General features: G+C 31.4%; 21 protein-coding genes. 5 read left to right on the plus strand and 16 right to left on the minus strand.

Features of this window, described 5'->3' with window-relative positions; all coding sequences use genetic code 11:
- Window positions 1-7 precede the first annotated feature (7 nt).
- Window positions 8-277 (minus strand): ACT domain-containing protein, encoded by a 270-nt coding sequence (locus DYE58_RS00180; protein WP_004822357.1) that lies wholly within the window; start codon window positions 275-277, stop codon window positions 8-10.
- Window positions 278-392: 115 nt separating this feature from the next.
- Between DYE58_RS00180 and DYE58_RS00185 the strand changes: the two genes are divergently transcribed.
- A complete protein-coding gene (locus tag DYE58_RS00185) occupies window positions 393-716 on the plus strand; it encodes a hypothetical protein (RefSeq protein ID WP_004822358.1) in 324 nt (107 codons plus the stop codon).
- Between the two features lie 48 nt (window positions 717-764).
- On the opposite strand, the gene nadC is transcribed toward DYE58_RS00185, so the two are convergent.
- The 10 genes from nadC to DYE58_RS00235 all read right to left on the minus strand — a co-directional run bounded on the left by nadC (window position 765) and on the right by DYE58_RS00235 (window position 10,644).
- Window positions 765-1,616: a carboxylating nicotinate-nucleotide diphosphorylase gene (gene nadC, locus DYE58_RS00190; RefSeq protein ID WP_004822359.1), complete on the minus strand. Its 852-nt coding sequence runs from the start codon at window positions 1,614-1,616 to the stop codon at window positions 765-767.
- Window positions 1,617-1,645: 29 nt separating this feature from the next.
- Complete coding sequence (locus DYE58_RS00195; protein WP_004822361.1) at window positions 1,646-3,145, minus strand: Na+/H+ antiporter NhaC family protein; 1,500 nt, start codon at window positions 3,143-3,145, stop codon at window positions 1,646-1,648.
- 68 nt (window positions 3,146-3,213) lie between these two features.
- Window positions 3,214-5,064, minus strand: coding sequence for an ATP-binding protein (locus tag DYE58_RS00200; protein ID WP_004822363.1), 1,851 nt, complete (start codon window positions 5,062-5,064; stop codon window positions 3,214-3,216).
- Window positions 5,061-5,993 (minus strand): DNA double-strand break repair nuclease NurA, encoded by a 933-nt coding sequence (locus tag DYE58_RS00205; protein ID WP_040552869.1) that lies wholly within the window; start codon window positions 5,991-5,993, stop codon window positions 5,061-5,063. The genes DYE58_RS00200 and DYE58_RS00205 overlap by 4 nt, the downstream gene beginning before the upstream one ends.
- Window positions 5,986-6,795 (minus strand): 16S rRNA (cytidine(1402)-2'-O)-methyltransferase, encoded by an 810-nt coding sequence (gene rsmI, locus DYE58_RS00210; protein ID WP_004822367.1) that lies wholly within the window; start codon window positions 6,793-6,795, stop codon window positions 5,986-5,988. The genes DYE58_RS00205 and rsmI overlap by 8 nt, the downstream gene beginning before the upstream one ends.
- Window positions 6,792-7,487, minus strand: coding sequence for a tRNA1(Val) (adenine(37)-N6)-methyltransferase (locus DYE58_RS00215; RefSeq protein ID WP_115311898.1), 696 nt, complete (start codon window positions 7,485-7,487; stop codon window positions 6,792-6,794). The genes rsmI and DYE58_RS00215 overlap by 4 nt, the downstream gene beginning before the upstream one ends.
- Window positions 7,488-7,539: 52 nt before the next feature.
- Window positions 7,540-8,049, minus strand: coding sequence for an acyl-CoA thioesterase (locus tag DYE58_RS00220; RefSeq protein ID WP_004822369.1), 510 nt, complete (start codon window positions 8,047-8,049; stop codon window positions 7,540-7,542).
- Window positions 8,024-8,953 (minus strand): pseudouridine-5'-phosphate glycosidase, encoded by a 930-nt coding sequence (locus DYE58_RS00225; RefSeq protein ID WP_004822371.1) that lies wholly within the window; start codon window positions 8,951-8,953, stop codon window positions 8,024-8,026. The genes DYE58_RS00220 and DYE58_RS00225 overlap by 26 nt, the downstream gene beginning before the upstream one ends.
- Window positions 8,943-10,028, minus strand: a complete 1,086-nt coding sequence (locus tag DYE58_RS00230; protein ID WP_040552873.1) for a carbohydrate kinase — start codon at window positions 10,026-10,028, stop codon at window positions 8,943-8,945. The genes DYE58_RS00225 and DYE58_RS00230 overlap by 11 nt, the downstream gene beginning before the upstream one ends.
- Before the next feature lie 28 nt (window positions 10,029-10,056).
- Window positions 10,057-10,644 (minus strand): thymidine kinase, encoded by a 588-nt coding sequence (locus DYE58_RS00235; protein ID WP_004822374.1) that lies wholly within the window; start codon window positions 10,642-10,644, stop codon window positions 10,057-10,059.
- 355 nt (window positions 10,645-10,999) lie between these two features.
- On the opposite strand from DYE58_RS00235, the gene folE reads away from it, so the two are divergent.
- Genes folE through folK form a run of 3 tightly spaced genes read left to right on the plus strand, consistent with a single transcriptional unit; the run spans window position 11,000 to window position 12,860 of the window.
- Window positions 11,000-11,554, plus strand: coding sequence for a GTP cyclohydrolase I FolE (gene folE, locus DYE58_RS00240; RefSeq protein WP_115312317.1), 555 nt, complete (start codon window positions 11,000-11,002; stop codon window positions 11,552-11,554).
- A complete protein-coding gene (locus tag DYE58_RS00245) occupies window positions 11,554-12,027 on the plus strand; it encodes an HD domain-containing protein (protein WP_004823225.1) in 474 nt (157 codons plus the stop codon). Before folE ends, DYE58_RS00245 begins: the two co-directional genes overlap by 1 nt.
- An 8-nt stretch (window positions 12,028-12,035) precedes the next feature.
- On the plus strand, window positions 12,036-12,860 hold the full coding sequence (gene folK, locus DYE58_RS00250) for a 2-amino-4-hydroxy-6-hydroxymethyldihydropteridine diphosphokinase (protein WP_004823228.1): 825 nt from the start codon (window positions 12,036-12,038) through the stop codon (window positions 12,858-12,860).
- A 118-nt stretch (window positions 12,861-12,978) separates the two neighbouring features.
- On the opposite strand, the gene DYE58_RS00255 is transcribed toward folK, so the two are convergent.
- A complete protein-coding gene (locus DYE58_RS00255) occupies window positions 12,979-13,167 on the minus strand; it encodes a hypothetical protein (RefSeq protein WP_115311899.1) in 189 nt (62 codons plus the stop codon).
- Window positions 13,167-13,343, minus strand: coding sequence for a hypothetical protein (locus DYE58_RS10975; RefSeq protein ID WP_172463304.1), 177 nt, complete (start codon window positions 13,341-13,343; stop codon window positions 13,167-13,169). The genes DYE58_RS00255 and DYE58_RS10975 overlap by 1 nt, the downstream gene beginning before the upstream one ends.
- Before the next feature lie 94 nt (window positions 13,344-13,437).
- On the opposite strand from DYE58_RS10975, the gene DYE58_RS00260 reads away from it, so the two are divergent.
- The gene (locus DYE58_RS00260) at window positions 13,438-13,665 is read left to right on the plus strand and encodes a hypothetical protein (RefSeq protein WP_115311900.1); all 228 of its coding nucleotides are present in this window, start codon (window positions 13,438-13,440) and stop codon (window positions 13,663-13,665) included.
- A gap of 138 nt (window positions 13,666-13,803) precedes the next feature.
- Here the strand turns inward: DYE58_RS00260 and DYE58_RS00265 are convergent, their stop codons facing one another.
- The 3 genes from DYE58_RS00265 to DYE58_RS00280 form a co-directional block, all read right to left on the minus strand.
- Window positions 13,804-13,986, minus strand: a complete 183-nt coding sequence (locus DYE58_RS00265) for an IS3 family transposase (protein WP_004822376.1) — start codon at window positions 13,984-13,986, stop codon at window positions 13,804-13,806.
- 277 nt (window positions 13,987-14,263) lie between these two features.
- Window positions 14,264-15,613, minus strand: a complete 1,350-nt coding sequence (gene radA / locus DYE58_RS00275) for a DNA repair protein RadA (RefSeq protein ID WP_004822379.1) — start codon at window positions 15,611-15,613, stop codon at window positions 14,264-14,266.
- Window positions 15,585-18,032: an ATP-dependent Clp protease ATP-binding subunit gene (locus tag DYE58_RS00280; protein WP_004822382.1), complete on the minus strand. Its 2,448-nt coding sequence runs from the start codon at window positions 18,030-18,032 to the stop codon at window positions 15,585-15,587. Before DYE58_RS00280 ends, radA begins: the two co-directional genes overlap by 29 nt.
- Between the last annotated feature and the right edge of the window lie 2 nt (window positions 18,033-18,034).

Raw genomic sequence — 18,034 nt, forward strand, 5'->3', positions numbered from 1 at the left:
GTGTCACCTAAATTCTATGCATTTTGTTAAAAATATCTTCGTTTTGAATTTTTATGTAAACTCCGATTTCTTCTCCTAATTTATCAAAACCTTCTACCACTTCTGTAAAAGTCGTGTTTGCATTAGTCAAATCAACCATCATCATTGCCGTAAATTTATCATCCATTATTGTTTGGTTTATATCCAAGATATTGATGTTATATTTAACTAATAGTTCTGAAGTTCTATAAACTATTCCTGTAAAGTCTTTTCCTATAATTGTAAGTATCGCTTTCAATCTTCTTCTCCTAAATATATTATTTTTTTATATTATATCATACAATAAAATTTTATCACTTATATGTTTAAAAAACACCTAAAATTGGTAAGTAATTAATAATTAGGAGGTACTTATGAAAGTTATTTTTCATATTTTAGAATTAAACAAATGGCAAACTAATGTACAAAATATTAGAGATTTAATTTCAAGTGATCCTGAAGCCGAAGTTGAAGTTATCGTTGGTAGTGATGCAGCTAGCCTTTTTGGTAAATACAGTGGTATCGACTTTGATGATTTATTACGTAACCCAAAAGTTAACATCACTATTTCAAAATTTGGGCTTGAAAATAACAACCTTGACTCAAACTTCTTACCTTCTGGTGTTCAAGTTGATGACTTGATAATAACTAAACTTGTAAAATTACAAGAAAGTGGTTTTGCCTACATAAGATTATAGTTTATAGCATACAAAAAGAGCCTTTTTTGACAAGGCTCTTTTAAAATTTTATTCTTCTATTTTTAAATTTTTCATAGATAAATCTAAAATTTTTGCAGAGTGTGTTATTGAGCCGCTTGATATAAAGTCAGCTCCCAAACCTCTATATTTATCTACATTTTCAAGACTAACATTTCCCGAAAGTTCTATATATGCTGTTCCATTTATTATTTCTATTGCTTTCTTTATGGTTTCTACATCCATATTATCAAGCATTATAATATCCGCTCCTGCGTCTACAGCTTCAGAAACCATCTCTAAATTTTCAACTTCAACTTCTATCTTTGTAACAAAAGAAGCATAATTTCTTGCCATATTTACAGCTTCAAAAACTGAACCGGCAGCCGCTATATGATTATCTTTTAAAAGTATTGCATCTGAAAGATTGTATCTGTGGTTTTTAGCTCCACCAACTTTTGCCGCATACTTTTCAAAAATCCTCATATTTGGAGTAGTTTTTCTAGTATCTACAATTTGAGTTTTTGGGTCGTTTAATGCTTTAACTAGCTTGTTTGCATAAGTTGCAACACCACTCATTCGTTGCATATAATTAAGCGCTGTTCTCTCTCCTGTTAAAAGAGTTCTAACATCTCCAAATACCTTGGCTATTAAGTCTCCCTTTTTGACTTCAGCTCCATCTTCTTTATAGATTTCAAATTCAACATCAGAATCAATAAGCTGGAATACTCTTTTGAAAACATCTATTCCAGCTATAACTCCTTCATCTTTAGATAAAAGTTCAACTGACGCTCTCTTTTTAGATGTATATATAGCATTTGTAGTCACATCTTCATGAGTTACATCTTCTTTTAGTGCCATTTTTAAATAGTCATCTATTTGAAAATTTTCAAGTTTTTGCATTTTTATCCTCTATTCCTAGTCTTTTAAATTTACTTAACTCCAAGTTTTGCTATAGTTCTTCTCTTCATAATAGCTATTAAAACAAATAAACTAACTAATGCTACAGGAAGCGCAACCATTTGACTTTGCATTATTCCAGCTACGAAGAATCCTGTGATTGATGCGATTGCACAGATTATAGCATAAGTCATCTGACTTGATACGTGAACTATATGGTCACAGCCCGCTCCTGCTGAAGATAAAATTGTTGTATCAGAAATTGGTGAACAGTGGTCTCCAAATACTGAACCTGAAAATATAGCTGCAAGTACTATGCTAAGATAGTGCATATGGTTTGATTGAACAAGTATTGGAACTAATATAGGAATTAATATACCAAATGTTCCCCATGCCGTACCTGTTGAGAATGCAAGGAAACTTGCCACTATGAATATTATAGTTGGTAAAATCCACATAGGCATATTAGAACTTTGTATTAAACCTGATATATATCCACCTGTATTTAGATAGTCTGTACTTGTTATTCCACCTATTGTCCAAGCAAGTGTAAGTATTACTATAGCCGCAATCATTGACTTCATACCATCTACTATTCCGTCCATAAACATTCTAAAGCTAACTAATTTTCTTGGTATGTACATTAAGAACGCACATACTATAGCTAGAACAGAACCTATTACTAATGATAGATTTACATTGGCATTTCCGAAAGCTTCTGCAGCTGTTGCAGAACCATCAAAGAAACCGCCTGTTCTCATCATCATTAGAATTGTAACACTTATAAGCACAACTATGGGCAGAATTAAATCTATTACTCTTCCCTTATCTGAATGAGTGTATCCTACTTCTTCTTTTGTAACAATTCTTGATGTATCATCTCTTTCATATGATTCCATTGAGCCTATTTCATATTTTGAGAAAGAGAAATAAACTACAGTTAAAATTGTAAGTAATGCATACAAATTCAAAGGTATTGTACTTAAAAATACATTCATTGGATTTTTTACTCCAGTATCACCAATTATAGCAACTACTGAAGCTGCCCAGCTTGATACTGGTGCTAAAATACAAATTGGCGCTGCTGTTGAATCTATAATGTTAGCAAGCTTTGCCCTTGAAACATTGTTCTCATCTATGATAGGTTTCATTACAGCTCCAACTGTAAGACAGTTAAAATAATCGTCAATAAATATTAAAATACCTAAAATTGCCGTTGCAAGTTTTGCACTTTTTTTGTTGCTTATCTTTTTGCTTGCCCATTTCCCATAAGCAAATGAACCACCAGCCATGTTCATTACCATTACCAATGAACCCAAAAGAGCAAGAAATATTACCATAAGTGCATTATCTCCAACTTTTGTTCCCATTAAAGTAAAAACTTTTTCAAATGCAAGTACTATATCTCCACCTGTTAGAATCAATCCACCCGCTACTATTCCAAGTAAGAGAGATGTGATCACTTCTTTTGTTATAAGTGCCAAAAATATTGCAACTATAGGTGGAACTACAGATAAAATCCCAAATTCCATTTAATCACCTTTTTCTTAATTTTAAATTTTATTATATCGTAGAACTTAGTATTTTACAATAATAAGCACTACTTATTAGCCATGTATTGTTCTCCTAAAAAACTGCTTTCAACTTTTAAATATCCACTTCTCACAAGTTCATCTAATTTTAATTTCAATTGGTCAACTGTCAAATCTGTTCCTTTATTTTTTAAATGTCTTAAAACTTCTATCGAAGCTACAGAAGTTGCTATTGGTAAAACTTCTTTTATCTTTTCATAAAATTCTTCGTGTTCTTTTGCACGAAGAGTTTGCAATTCATCAAAAGGATTTTCTTTATGCGGAGATTCCGTATCTGCATATCTTATTCTCACATAAGAAGTTCTTCCTAATTTTGAAGAAGATATAAACACATCCCCAGTTTGCAAATATGGTAATCTCTTTGCCTCTTCTGTTGAGATATCCGTTTCTTCTCGTATTGTATCAATATCAGAAGCTCTTACAGTTCTAAATATCAATTTTGTATTTAACTGAGCTGTTATAGTGTCATCTAATAGAGTCGGTCTTTGAGTAGCCAATACTAAAAACACTCCATACTTACGACCTTCTTGGGCTATTTCTCTCAATATATGTTTTGTTGGAGAGTCCACTCCTTTTGGTGCAAAATTATGTGCTTCATCAGTTATGACTATAAAAGGTGGGAAAAAATCATGTGCATGACCTGCATATTTCCATTCTCTATAGTCTCTTCTCATATTGTATAGTTTATTTACAAGGTAGGTCGCAAACACTTGAATCATTCTTGTTGAGCCTTGTATTACTTCAACTTTTCCGGACATTATACCGTCTACAATAGGTGTTATATCTTTATCGAGAACACCTTCATTTTTAAGCCTTTGAAGTCTCCACAATATACCCCTTACAGTTGCTTGATTAGTTGAATTACCGTATTTTTCATAAGTTGCTCTTACGTTTCTAAATTTTTCACTTTCAACACTATCTCCCATAGCATCAACTTCTTCTATCTTTCTATTTATCTTATCATTGCTTCCATATTCAAAAGCAACCAACAATTCATTCAGACGATTAGAAAAAGTGTAATAATTTTCACCGCGTTTAAACATAATATCTATGGTATTTCTCATGGCATCAGATATACTTCCTGAAGTATCTAATAGATTTTTTAAATCTCCAGTACTCAAATCTTCAAATTTTATACCGATGTCTATGCCTATTTGTCTGCAATTATATTTATCTTCATAATCTACATCAGACTTTGAATTTGCAAAACTCATTTCAAAATGAGGGTCCATTACAATAGTTGGTATTCCATTTTTCATAATTTCTTCAAGTAAAACTCTTATACCAAAACTCTTTCCTGACCCGGAGCCACCAAAAACTCCAATGTGTGGATATTCGTGCATGCTCTTATAATCTAAAATATATGGCACATCTTTTTGCGGAATTCTAATTCCATTTTCAAAAGTTGTAAAAAGATTTTTGTAATTATCGTCCATATTTAAAGTTAAACTATCAGTGTTTCTTATGGCACCAAGTACAAGTCCTGTTTCAGGTTCAGATGATATCAAAAGATTTTTTACTTCATCAAATTCAGGAACTCTTATCTTACTTCCCGACATTACAGGAAACTGAGCTTCTCTTAAAAGTCTTAGTTTTGCAATATAAATGGTTTCTTCATTTACATTCCACCCTATTGCTTGTAGAGAACTTATCACTGATTGGTCGACAAAATCTCCGCCTTTTGACATTGGAATATATCTGTTAAAAGTATTTGCTTCAACAACTTCTGAAATAAGTTGTCCTTGTTCATCTTCTACTATTAAAAATTCATTTATTCTGAAATTTCTCTTTCTATTTGCTGCATAAACTTCTCTAGAAGATGTAAGCCCAACAACGGTCATTTTTTCAGTTTCTATCATAAAGTTCTCCCATCTCTTTCAGATACAAAAAATCTTCTATATATACCTCTATCCATGTACTCTTCTAATAATGTCCTAACTAATGCATCTGTTATTTTAACTTCTGAATCCACAATATCTAACCACAATGGAACTCCCCTTGAATGTTCAGGTGTTAGTGTATAGACTAAGTTTGCCGCCATTTCTAATTCGTCTCTGTACTCTTTTAGAATATCCAAACCTATAATCATAGAGTCCAAACTACATCTTAAAAAAGCTGAGACAAGATTTGCCTCTTCAAACTTCTTGTTGCATTCATCGTTTATGATTAAAAGTTCTCCTCTATTAAGCCTTCCATAGATAAGTTCTCTGTCATAGTAAGCATTCTTTCCAATTGCCCTTGATATTACATCTGTCTTTAAGTCCTTAATAACTCCCATCAGAATTACATCATTTTCAATGCAAACTTCTACGAGTTCTTCAAATTTTTTGGAGTCATTTATCTTATATCTTATAAGACCTCCGTCCATCATTATAATACTCGGATTTAACTCTTTAACACTTTTTATTGCAACTTCCATCTCAACTCCAGATAGAAATACTTCTCTTTTTAAACTCTCTTTATCTTCACTAGTATACATAATAGGAGTACATATTTTAGTGGAATATATATCCTCTCCCTTAGTTGGTTTGGCTAAAGCTTGATATATTTCAACATAGTGCGGATCTGCTCCACCCACTTTCATAACTGAACCGTCAACTCCAACCAACACTCCCAATTCATTTAGAAAATTAGTATCGAGTTTTGTCATCTTTTTTATCTGTCCAACTTTTGAAAGAATGTCTCTTCTGAAAACTTCATTGTCCATAGAAAAAAATTCATTATACTTTTCTTTTAATTGACGATTTAGTTCTTGGACTTGAGCCTTCATTTCATCTATATTAGGCATCTCCATTCTCCTTTAATTCAAGGCTCACCTTATAAACTTCATTTTTATTTATTCCAGTTTCTGCACTAACTTTTTTTACTGCTTGAGATGGTTTTACTCCATTAGAAATTTTTTCGATTAAAAGTGCTCTTACATCAAATTCTTCTTCCTTTGTATTACCCTCAACTACTATTACAAATTCTCCCTTTTCGTGGATACTTTCTATAACTTCCGAAATCTTTCCTCTGTAAGTAGTTTCATACATCTTTGTAAGTTCTCTTGAAACAGATACATTTCTATCTCCAAATACTGTTTTCATATCTTCCAAGACCTTTAAAATTCTGTGAGGAGCTTCGTAAAATATCATAGTGTACGGAAAACTCTTAAGTGTGTCTAATTCCTTCAACCTCGCAGATGATTTAGAATTTAAAAACCCATAAAATAGAAAATGGTCTGTGTTTAATCCTGAATTTATAAGAGCAACTGTCGCTGCATTTGCTCCCGGAAGAACGTTGAATTCAACTCCACTTTTTATCAACTCAGTAGCTAAAACGGCGCCTGGGTCTGAAATTCCCGGCATACCTGCGTCTGAAACCAGAGCAATATCTTTTTCTTTTGAAAGTTCTATTAGTTCTTCGGCTTTTTCTCTTTCATTAAACTTATGATAGGCAATTAATTGCTTTTTTATATTAAAATGACTTAACAACTTCATTGTAACTCTTGTATCTTCACAAGCTATTAAATCTACTTTTTCAAAAACTTCTAAAGTTCGCATTGTTATATCCGATAAATTCCCTATCGGAGTTGGGCAAAAATAAATCATCCTATCCTCTCATTCCTATATATTTTTTTAAATTCTTCAGTAGTTTCACCATCATTATATAAATTAATTTCTGAAATTTTCATTCCTTTAGGTTTTTCTTTTATTCCTTCAATCAAAAATCTATTACTTTCTGTACTACAGTTCTTTTTTATAAGTAGTATTCTTCTTGGCTCAATATGGTTTTCTTTCAAGCCAACTATAGTATCTACCATCCTATCAACTGGTAAAACGGCATAAAATCTTCCTGAATTTTTTAAAACATAATCTGCCGCTCTGAAAAAATCTATTAAATCACTTGAATGTCTCGCCAAATCTTTACTCTTATTTTTCGGTTTTAGCCCTGAACCAAAGTACGGAGGATTTGTAATTACTACATCTGCTATTTGCCTATTCAAAACACTGCCAATATTTTTCACATCAATATTATAATTTTCTATTTTCTCATCAATTTCATTTTCTTCTGCTGATAGTTTCAAAAGATTTAAAGCTTTTTCATTTATTTCAAAGTTTATTATTTTATCAACTCGATTTATAACTCTAAATCCTATTATTCCAAACCCAGCTCCTAAATCAACACATACTCCTTTTGCTTTTGCAAAACTTGTCAATGCTAGTGAATCAAAAGTATATTTAAAATTTTCATCGTCTTGATAAATTATGTATTCTGTTCCTGGTACTATATCTCTTTTCATACCTATAATTTTAACATATTGATGAAATAAAAAAATAGCTCGGTTACCCAAGCTATAATTTTATTATTTCTGTCAATGCCTTATTTCGTTCTATTTTTTCTCTTATTATCTTTTTTCTTTCTTCATAGCCTTGCATTATCGAAAGCTCTTCATCTGTTTCGCCTATAATCTTAGGTACTTTTTCGCCGGGCTTTAATTTTTTAGCAGCATAAGTAACGAATCCAAATGCAGCCAAATATTTTTCTCCGGTAACAGATTTTTCTCCAACAAATTTTAAAAATATCTCCATTGAAGCATCCCCTGTTCCAGAAATAAAAGCTTCTCCAAAAATAAAATCTCCAAGCTGTATAGGATTTACAAAATTAAATTGATCAAATGAAGCAGTTGTAACTGAACCTCTTCTGTGTTTTATAGATACCAATCCAGATAAATTATCTGCCCATTCTAAAAGTCTTGCTCCATAGACACTCCCGCCTTCATTTAAATCATACGGCACTGTAGCGTGTGAAAAAAAGCATTTACTATCCGATGTCTTTTTAGTTGTTGTAAAGTTCTCTTGCAATTTGAGCCCCTATCTTAGCATTGTTCTTTACAAGAGCTATATTTGATTCAAGAGAATTTCCACCTGTTGCTGTCAAAACTCTACCAAGTAAGAAAGGTGTTGTTTCTTTTCCGTGTATTCCCTCTTTCTTTGCATCTATAAGAGCTAATTCAATAGCTTTATTGATTACATTAGCATCCATTTCATCTTCTTCAGGAATTGGATTTGCAACTACAACTCCACCATTTAAACCTAAATCCCATTTTGTGTTAATAGCATTAGCTATTTCAGATGTTTCATCCATCTTATAATCTAAATTAAATCCTGAACTTCTTGTGTAGAAAGCTGGCATTTCTTTAGTTTGATATCCAAATACAGGTACACCAAATGTTTCAAGATATTCAAGAGTAAGACCTATATCCAAAATAGATTTAGCTCCTGCACATACTACAGCAACGTTATTTGACGCTATCTCTTGTAAGTCACGAGAAATATCAAATGTTTCTTCAGCGCCTCTGTGCACTCCACCAATTCCTCCAGTTACAAGAAGTTTTATTCCAGCTAATGAAGCTGTAATAATAGAAGTTGCAACTGTTGTAGCTCCATTTAAGCCATTTGCCACAACATAAGCATAGTCCCTTCTTGAGCATTTTATAATATCTTTAGAAGTTGCCATAAACTCTAATTCTTCTTCTGAAAGACCAACTCTGATTTTTCCATCTATGATTGCAGTAGTAGCCGGAACACAACCATTTTCTCTGACTATTTCTTCACAAGCTTTTGCAGTTTCTAAATTTTGTGGATATGGCATACCATGTGAGATTATAGTTGATTCTAAAGCAACTATAGGCTTTCCACTATCCATTGCCTCTTGAACTTCATCACTTATAACCATATATTTCTTCATTAACTCTTTACTCAACATTTTCCATTTCCTCCTCTATTGATCCAATCGCAACTGTTTCAATCGTAGTAGACTTTGATTTTAATGCCACTCTGCTACAAGCTGTTGCATATTTAAGCTTACTTATTAAATCCATTTTTGTATAATCACCATATACATATCCTGCCATAAAAGCATCTCCTGCTCCCGAAGCATTTTCAATTTTCATAGGTTTTGATTTTATATACAATGAATTATTTCTATCCTTATAAACTAATCCCAATTCACCTATGGTTATTACCACAGATTTTATTCCTTTTTCAAAAAGAATTTCAGATGCTATTTGAGCATCTTCTACAGAATTGATTTCTATTCCACTTAAAAATTGAGCTTCATATTTATTTGCTTTTAAGAAATAAATTTTGTCCAAACATTCCACCAACTTTTCTGCTTTTTTAACAGAAACACAATCGATATAAAATTTTTGTTTTACATCCTTTAAAAGATATTTGATAGTGCTTTCAGGCAAATTTGTATCCATTACTACACAATTTGCATTTTCTATCTTCTTCTTTTTCTTAAATAGCATATCTGGAGTTAATTTTTCAACTATACTCATATCATTTATCGCAAACTCCATATCCCTATCTTCATTCAAAATAGCTAGATAAGTTGAAGTTGGCGTGTCTTGAAAAATAAATACATCATCTGTATTTACCCCTATTTCCTTTAAGCCATTTATAAGCATATCTCCATTGCTATCCTCTCCAAAAGCGCCTATAAAAGACACTGGAGCACTAAGTTTTGCCAGATTCTCACAAATATTTCTACCAACTCCACCACCTGACTTTACTATAGTCCCTGGATTAGAATCTTTTTTTATTATTGTGGAATCCGGATAACCAATCACATCTACATTGGCGCCTCCTATTACTGTAATTAAAGGTGATTCCCTAAAAATATAACGTCTACCTAATATATAGCCTTGCTTCGACAAATTATTGATATGAACCGCCACTGACGAACGTTTAATATTCAATATATCTGCTATTTCCTGTTGAGATATTGTTGGCGTTTTTTTAATAAGCTCCATAATCTCTGATTCACGTGGTGTCATAATACATTCTCCTTTATTTATGTTTAAATTATAAACTTTTATTTGCGTTTGTGTCAAGTAGTTCATTGTAACAATTTCTGCATAGAGGCTCATATTCATCGCTTGCCCCTATAACAATTCTATTGGTATCTTTTGACTTTCTATGCGATACCCAAGCATCAGCACCACACACAGTACACACAGCGTGATGTTTATATAGATAATCTGCTCTTGCCATTAATTCTTTTACTAAATCAAATGGGTTTGCTTCAAAATCCATATCCAACCCTGCCACAACCACTGTCTTTTTCTTTCTTAAGAATTCATCTATTTGATCTAAAATTCGTTGAATATCTCCTTCTAAAAATTGAACTTCATCAATCCCTATTACGTCAACTTTATTATTTTCTATATATTCAGCAATAGTATCTATATTATCACACATCACAGCATTTAAATGTGTATTATCATGAGTTGATATTCTCTGTTCTTCTCCCCTTGTATCCAATTTAGGTTTAAACGCTACAGTTTTATATCCTGCAATTTGAAACCTCTTGATCTCTCTTTCTAAGCTGGAAGTTTTTCCACTAAACATAGAACCTGTGTGTACAATTAACCTACCCCTATATTGATGCATAATTCCTCCCAAATTTATATACTTACTTTTAATTTTTTATTGTTCAATCTTAAAAATAGTATACTATAAATTTGCTAACTTTTATTTAATAAATTTGAAAAATGTAATTTAGACTATTGGATTTCATTAACTTAGATACTATTTTTCTTATTTAGATTATCGCTAAAAATAGACATAAATAAATTTGTTCGACACTACATTTTTGCCTATAAATACTACAAAAATCGCATAAAAAGTAATATAATATACAGTGTCAAATAATTTGTAAATCATTTGACTTAAGTAGGGTTTATTGTTAGAATATGCCGGAATAAAGGTATATATAAATGTAAATAAAAATATAAAAGAGGTTATTATGGATAAAAATAAAATTGAAACAGCTGTCACTATGATTCTTGAAGCTATAGGGGAAGACCCTACAAGAGAAGGATTAGTTGAAACCCCTCAACGTGTAGCTAGAATGTATGAAGAAATTTTTGGAGGAATTAATCAAACTGCTGAAAAACATCTTTCAAAAACTTTTGAATTAGTTGACAAAAATATGGTTATAGAAAAAGATATCCCTTTCTATTCTATGTGCGAACACCACTTACTTCCTTTTTGGGGTAAAGCTCATATTGCATATATTCCAAATGGAAGAGTTGCTGGACTCTCAAAGCTTGCAAGAACTGTTGAACTATATGCAAAAAAACCTCAACTTCAAGAAAGACTTACTATGGAAATAGCTGATGCCCTAATGGAATTTTTAAGTTCTGAAGGAGCTCTTGTAGTTATAGAAGCTGAGCATATGTGTATGAATATGCGTGGAGTTAAAAAACCGGGAACTTCTACTATGACTTCTGTTGCTCGTGGTAAATTTGAAACAGACTTAAATTTAAAAAATGAAGCTTATAGATTAATGGGGCTATAATGGAAAATTCAAATATTATATTTAATCTTGATTTTATTCAAGACTTGTTAAAAGATTTGAAGACTTTGGAAGATGACAGAATTTATTGCCGGCACAATCTAACTCATTTTTTAGATGTCGCGCGTATTTGTTATATTCTGTGTCTTGAAAACAATATTTACATTTCCAAGGATGTTATTTACAGTGCAGCTCTACTTCATGATTTAGGTAGAGCTTATGAATATAAAAATGGCACACCACATGATTTAGCATCTATTGATATAGCAAAAAAAGCTCTTTTCTCAACAAACTTTACAAATGATGAAAAAGATTTAATATTATCTGCTATTAAACATCATAGAAAAAAAAGTGATTTTTTAAATTTTGAATCACTTTTCTATAAAGCAGATAAACTTTCAAGAGATTGTTACAATTGCAAAGCTGAAGGTTGTAAATGGGGCAATCATAAAAAGAATTTAGAAATCAAATATTAGGAGTTTTTATGGATTATATTAAAATTTCAAATTTAATTGTTTTTGCAAATCACGGTGTTTTTAAAGAGGAAAAAACTCTTGGTCAAAAATTTGTAATTGATATATCTCTTGGTCTTGAAATTCAAGAAGCTGCCTTGACAAATGATTTAGATAAATCTGTTCACTATGGATTTTTATCCGAAGAAGTTCAAAAATTATTTAAATCTAAATCAAATAACTTAATCGAAACTTGCGCTGAAGAGATAGCTCAGTTTATTTTGAAAAAATACACTATGGTTAATGAAGTTACAGTTAGTGTAAAAAAACCATGGGCTCCTATCCATCTGCCATTAGATGAAGTTTTAGTCCAAATCACAAGAAAAAGAATGCGCTGTTTCTTGGGACTTGGTTCAAATTTAGGAGATTCTACTGAGTTGTTAAACAATGCATATTCAAAAATTGAAAATACTTATACAAAAATAATAAATAAATCAAGTATATACACAACTCCTGCTTGGGGTTTAGAAGATCAACCTGATTTTAAAAATTCTGTAGTTGAAATTTCAACAACATATTCTCTGCAGATGTTATTAAAACATATCCAAAAAATTGAACTTGATTTAGGAAGAGAAAGAAAAATTCATTGGGGACCTAGAACTATTGATATAGATATTTTATTTGTTGAAAACCAACAAATTTATCAAGATAATCTGATAGTCCCTCATCCATATATTTCAGAAAGAGAATTTGTGTTGGAACCTCTTTGCGAAATAGCTCCCCATTTCATTCATCCTACTTTTAACAAATCGATTAGACATATTTATGAAGAATTTAAAAAAAGCACTGTCAAATAGGCAGTGCTAAGAGTTTATACTAACGTTGGATAATTATAAAAGTTATTTGTTAAAATCTCCTCCTATTATATTAAAAGCCCAACGAAAATTTTCATTGGGCTTTTAATATCTGTGATTTTTATCTATACGCACCTGATATAGCATCTATTTCTATATCATCTCCTGTTTTTTGTTTAATAAAATTTTTAAATTCCCACCAAGTTTCTCTTATTATTCTAATTTTTTCTTTTATAGAAACATACGGAGTGTTTAATTTTTTTATAATATATTCTTTTACAATTGGTTCATATCTATAAATGATATTCATTATATCATAAAAAATATAGGGGCTGACGTAGGTTCAATATTTTCTCCATTGTTATTTATTATATTATAACTACTTAAATATTTAGGAGAATCCAAACTAGTATCTTCCTCTGCAAAAACTGGCGTAAAAGAACTGACTACTAGCAAAAAACTTAAACTTACAATACATTTTTTCATATAAATTCCTCCTTTATTAAGATTATATCTCAAAAAAAACAAGTCTTTTTTTAGAATAATAAATTGATAAAATATAATAAAAGGAGTGATTATTATGAATGAAAAATTTGAAATTTTATCAATTATTATACTGGTGATTTCTCCTATCTTTATGCACCTAATTTTTAAACAAGAATATAAAAATAATCTAAGAAAAAATTTTATGAATTTTCTTAAATGGACTATTTTAAAATTGTTGAAGACATTGGAATTTTTGTCAGTATACAGTACAGACTTAACTAGTACACTAGAAAAAGATTTAAATAATAAAAACAAAAAATAAAGGCTAAACTTAATAAAAAATTAAGGTTACCACAAAAAGTGGGGCTTTACACCAGAGACATTAAAAAATATTTGTCTCTGGTTTTTTGTCCCCAACATTTCCTCTAAGGTAAATAGCAACTAATCTGTATTTAATTTTCTATACAATTTTTAAGCTCGTTAAAAGACCTAAATGTTTACCATAGTAAATTTCTTGCTTTAATATTCCAAAGAAATTCTCCATTTGAATGAGTCTTTGAAATTTCTTCTTATTTACTAGCAGTCCGATTCGTTTAAGCATGGTCTGTATTCTTCTATAGCCATAGTTTAAATTATTTTGCATATGGACTTAATACGTTCTTGTAAATACTCTTCTTTATTTTTTCTATAGAATCTTTTTTGCCAATACATGTATGTTAATTTTGGAAAATTTAGTTTCTTAATCAAGCCTTTTAATTTAAATTTTTCTCTTAATGAATGAATTATAATAGTCATTCTCTCCTTTTTTACCTTCATCTCAAGTAAAATTTTACTATATTTTGACATGAAAAATTGATCTTTAAAAGTTGAATTTTTAAATCTCACTTCTTGGGTTCAGTTCAAATAGGTATTACTTTAAATTATTTTTGTAACTTATTAATGACTTCTGAAATTGTCTTACATTCAATTATTTGAAGTTTACTCTTTTTATATTTACCGGGAGATGTAAAAACTCTTTTAAATCCCATCCTCTCAGCTTCTTTAATTCTTTCATCAATTGATGGAACGCCTTTAAGCTCTCCAGTCAGTCCCACATCAGCAATAAAAATAGTTTGAGTATCTATAGATATATTTTTTAATGACGAAAATATACTCATCATTACTGCCAAGTTTGAAGCTGTTTCTTTTAATTTTATTCCGCCTGTAGTCTTTATAACTACATTCTTATCCATTAATTTCATATTGGCTCTCTGCTCTAAAATTGAAATTAAAGTATTTAAGTGTTCTCTCCTCATACACTCTGAAATTCTTGAAGGGTATGGCAAAAAGCTACTTGAAGCTAAAGCTTCTATCTCAAGTATTATAGGTCTAGTCCCTTCTCTCACTACAGAAAGTGCTGAACCAGGCAATTCTTCTCCTTGTTTTCTCTCTGTCATAAAATATTCTGACGGATTATCTAATGAGACAAGTCCTTTTTCGTCCATTATGAAAAATCCCATCTCTCCTGTAGAACCATATCTGTTTTTGGTAGCCACTAAAGAGCGTAATTGTTCATTATTTTCACTCTCTAACAAAATTACTGTGTCAACAAGATGTTCTAATGCACGAACTCCTGCTAACTCATCTTCCTTTGTCATCTGACCAACTAAAAATACCATCCTTGGTCGTTTACCTTTTGCAACTTCTACCATTCTATGAGCACATTCCATTACTTGAGTGGGAGCGCCAGGCCTTGATTGTATCTCTCTTAAAATAAATGTCTGTATAGAATCTATTATTATAAAATCCGGGTCTATTCTATCTATTTCTTCTAGACAATAATCCATAACATTAGTTGAATAGACAAACAAATTTTGGGATATATTGGCTAAAATTCTATCGGCTCTGCTTCTTATTTGAGATTCTGATTCTTCTCCTGAAGCGTATAATATTTTAAATCCCTTAGTTGCTAAATCATTTGCAACTTGAAGTAATAATGTAGATTTACCTGCACCCGGTTTTGCCGTTATTATTGAGATGGAATCTCTTACGATCCCACCTCCCATAACTCTATTAAATTCTTCTATTTCAGTTTGTACTCTTTCAGAGTCTCTTACTTTAACCTCCCCAAGAGGACGTGCATTTTCCTTATTTTCTAATAACTTAGATGATTTTGGACTTTCATCAACTTCTATTAGAGTATTCCATTCTCCACACCCTGGACACTTTCCAAAAAATCCATTTGAAGTATAGCCACAATTACTACACTTGTAAGATGTCTTTTTCTTCATCTCTCTTTGCCTCTTTAAGTTTTTTAAAAGTTACTTTCCTATTGTAATCAACTTTTATTGAATCTCCCTTAGCAAATTCTCCTTGAAGCAATTTTTCTGCAAAAATATCTTCTACGCTGCTTCTGATAGCTCTTTCAAGAGGACGAGCTCCAAACTCTGGATCATATCCTTCTTTTGCAATATGAGTTGCAAGTTTATTAGTAAATTCTGCCTTTATATCCATTTCAGAAAATCTTTGTTTTAACTTATCAAGCATTGTCTTTACAATTTCTGTAATTTGTTTTAAATCTAATTCTCTAAATACGATGACTTCATCTAACCTATTTAAAAACTCAGGTTTAAAAGTTTGCTTCATTGCTTCTTTTACAATTTTAACCATATTTTCGTATTCTTCTTTAGATTTATCTCCTGTGGAGAATCCCATTGAACTCTTATTTCTAAGTCTTGATGCTCCAACATTTGAAGTCATTATGATAACTGTATCTTTAAAACTTACAGTCCTTCCCTTAGAATCCGTTAGACGACCCTCATCAAGAATTTGTAACAGTATGTTAAATACATCTGGATGAGCTTTTTCAATTTCATCAAACAACACTACAGTATATGGGTTGCTTCTAACTGCGTTTGTTAATTGTCCACCTTCATCATACCCAACATACCCCGGAGGTGAACCCACTAGCTTGGCAACAGTATGCTTTTCCATATACTCAGACATATCTATTCTCAAAAGATTATCTTCTGAGCCAAACAATTCATTAGACAAACTCTTCGCAAGATATGTTTTCCCAACTCCAGTAGGACCAACGAAGATAAAACTTCCTATAGGTTTATTTGGATCTTTCAAGCCAATTCTGGCTCTCTTTATAGCTTTCGATACTGAATTTATAGCTTCATCTTGTCCCTTTACTCTAGATTTTAAATTAGCATCTAAATCTATTAATTTTTTATTTTCTTCTTGCGTCATCTCAGTAACTGGCACTTTACTCCATTCAGAGACTATTATGGCAATATCTTCTTTACTTATTTCAAGTTTGTTTTCAGATTTTTTCTCTTCACTCTTTCTATTTTCAAACTCTTTTCTAAGCTGTCTTTCTTCATCTCTCAATTGAGCTGCCAGCTCAAATTTCTGTTCTTCTACTGCTCTATTCTTTTCAATATCCAAATCTTTTAGTTTATCTTCAAATTCTTTTACATATTTTGGAGTCTTGTATGATTGAATTTTAAGTTTAGAAGCAGCTTCATCTATTAAGTCAATTGCCTTATCAGGTAAAAATCTGTCAGTTAAATATCTATTTGATAACTTAACTGCACTCTCTATTACCTCGTCCGGTATAGTTACATTGTGATGTTCTTCATATTTTTCTTTAAGTCCAATTATTATGTCGATTGAGTCTTCTACTGAAGGTTCTTTTACGCTGATTGGCATAAGTCTTCTTTCAAAAGCTGTATCTTTTTCAATATGCTTTCTATATTCATTTATAGTAGTAGCTCCAATTATTTGTAGCTCTCCTTTAGTCAACATAGGCTTTAAAATGTTTGACGCATCCATAGCTCCTTCAGCAGCTCCGGCCCCTATTATTACGTGTAGCTCATCAATAAACAAAATGGTATTTTTATCTTCTATAGCTTCATCAATTACATTTTTTAAACGTTCTTCAAAGTCTCCTCTATATTTTGCACCCGCTATAAGACCGGAAACATCCAAAGTTCTTATAACTTTATTTGCCATTATTTCAGGAACTTCTCCATCATTTATCTTTTGAGCAAGCCCTTCAGCTATTGCTGTTTTACCGACGCCGGGTTCTCCAATTAAAACCGGATTGTTTTTCTTTCTTCTAGATAAAACTTGAATAACTCTTCTAATCTCTGTTTCTCTACCTATGACCGGATCAATCTTTCCCTCTGCTGATTTTTTATTTAAATTGGTAGTATACTTTTCCAATGTTGTTTCAGATTCTGAGGTCCCATCTAAATCTTCATCCTCTATTTCTGTATTCAATATACTTTCTTCCAAAACTTTAGCGTCAATCCCAAGTCTTCTAAGAACTAATACAGCTATTCCTTGACCCTCTCTTAAAATTCCAAGTAAAATGTGTTCAGTTCCAATAGTTTCTAAATCATCTTCTTTTGCCGCTTCATAAGACAATTCAAATATCTTTTTAGTTCTTGGTGTATATATTAAATTCCCGTTGACAACTTCATTGCCCTTTGTAACTATCTCATACGTTGCCAATTTTACACTTTCATAGGTCAAGCCCAAACTCTTTAGGATTCTCGCCCCTGTGCCTGTTCCTTCTTTAATTATTCCAAGCATAAGGTGCTCAGAACCAACATAATTTAATCTCGCATCTCTAGCTTCATTTTGTGCAAACAATATGGCCTTTTGACTTTTTTCTGTGAATTTCCCAAATATATTCATCT

It is taken from the genome of Peptoniphilus indolicus (assembly GCF_900454665.1).
GTDB lineage: Bacteria > Bacillota > Clostridia > Tissierellales > Peptoniphilaceae > Peptoniphilus > Peptoniphilus indolicus.

Excerpts from the sequence above, each read along its gene's own strand:
- DYE58_RS00185 (WP_004822358.1), top strand. The coding sequence starts at position 393 with ATGAAAGTTATTTTTCATATTTTAGAATTAAACAAATGGCAAACTAAT.
- nadC (WP_004822359.1), bottom strand. The coding sequence starts at position 1,616 with ATGCAAAAACTTGAAAATTTTCAAATAGATGACTATTTAAAAATGGCA.
- DYE58_RS00195 (WP_004822361.1), bottom strand. The coding sequence starts at position 3,145 with ATGGAATTTGGGATTTTATCTGTAGTTCCACCTATAGTTGCAATATTT.
- DYE58_RS00200 (WP_004822363.1), bottom strand. The coding sequence starts at position 5,064 with ATGATAGAAACTGAAAAAATGACCGTTGTTGGGCTTACATCTTCTAGA.
- DYE58_RS00205 (WP_040552869.1), bottom strand. The coding sequence starts at position 5,993 with ATGCCTAATATAGATGAAATGAAGGCTCAAGTCCAAGAACTAAATCGT.
- rsmI (WP_004822367.1), bottom strand. The coding sequence starts at position 6,795 with ATGATTTATTTTTGCCCAACTCCGATAGGGAATTTATCGGATATAACA.
- DYE58_RS00215 (WP_115311898.1), bottom strand. The coding sequence starts at position 7,487 with ATGAAAAGAGATATAGTACCAGGAACAGAATACATAATTTATCAAGAC.
- DYE58_RS00225 (WP_004822371.1), bottom strand. The coding sequence starts at position 8,953 with ATGTTGAGTAAAGAGTTAATGAAGAAATATATGGTTATAAGTGATGAA.
- DYE58_RS00230 (WP_040552873.1), bottom strand. The coding sequence starts at position 10,028 with ATGACACCACGTGAATCAGAGATTATGGAGCTTATTAAAAAAACGCCA.
- DYE58_RS00235 (WP_004822374.1), bottom strand. The coding sequence starts at position 10,644 with ATGCATCAATATAGGGGTAGGTTAATTGTACACACAGGTTCTATGTTT.
- folE (WP_115312317.1), top strand. The coding sequence starts at position 11,000 with ATGGATAAAAATAAAATTGAAACAGCTGTCACTATGATTCTTGAAGCT.
- DYE58_RS00245 (WP_004823225.1), top strand. The coding sequence starts at position 11,554 with ATGGAAAATTCAAATATTATATTTAATCTTGATTTTATTCAAGACTTG.
- folK (WP_004823228.1), top strand. The coding sequence starts at position 12,036 with ATGGATTATATTAAAATTTCAAATTTAATTGTTTTTGCAAATCACGGT.
- DYE58_RS00255 (WP_115311899.1), bottom strand. The coding sequence starts at position 13,167 with ATGAATATCATTTATAGATATGAACCAATTGTAAAAGAATATATTATA.
- DYE58_RS10975 (WP_172463304.1), bottom strand. The coding sequence starts at position 13,343 with ATGAAAAAATGTATTGTAAGTTTAAGTTTTTTGCTAGTAGTCAGTTCT.
- DYE58_RS00260 (WP_115311900.1), top strand. The coding sequence starts at position 13,438 with ATGAATGAAAAATTTGAAATTTTATCAATTATTATACTGGTGATTTCT.
- DYE58_RS00265 (WP_004822376.1), bottom strand. The coding sequence starts at position 13,986 with ATGCAAAATAATTTAAACTATGGCTATAGAAGAATACAGACCATGCTT.
- radA (WP_004822379.1), bottom strand. The coding sequence starts at position 15,613 with ATGAAGAAAAAGACATCTTACAAGTGTAGTAATTGTGGCTATACTTCA.
- DYE58_RS00280 (WP_004822382.1), bottom strand. The coding sequence starts at position 18,032 with ATGAATATATTTGGGAAATTCACAGAAAAAAGTCAAAAGGCCATATTG.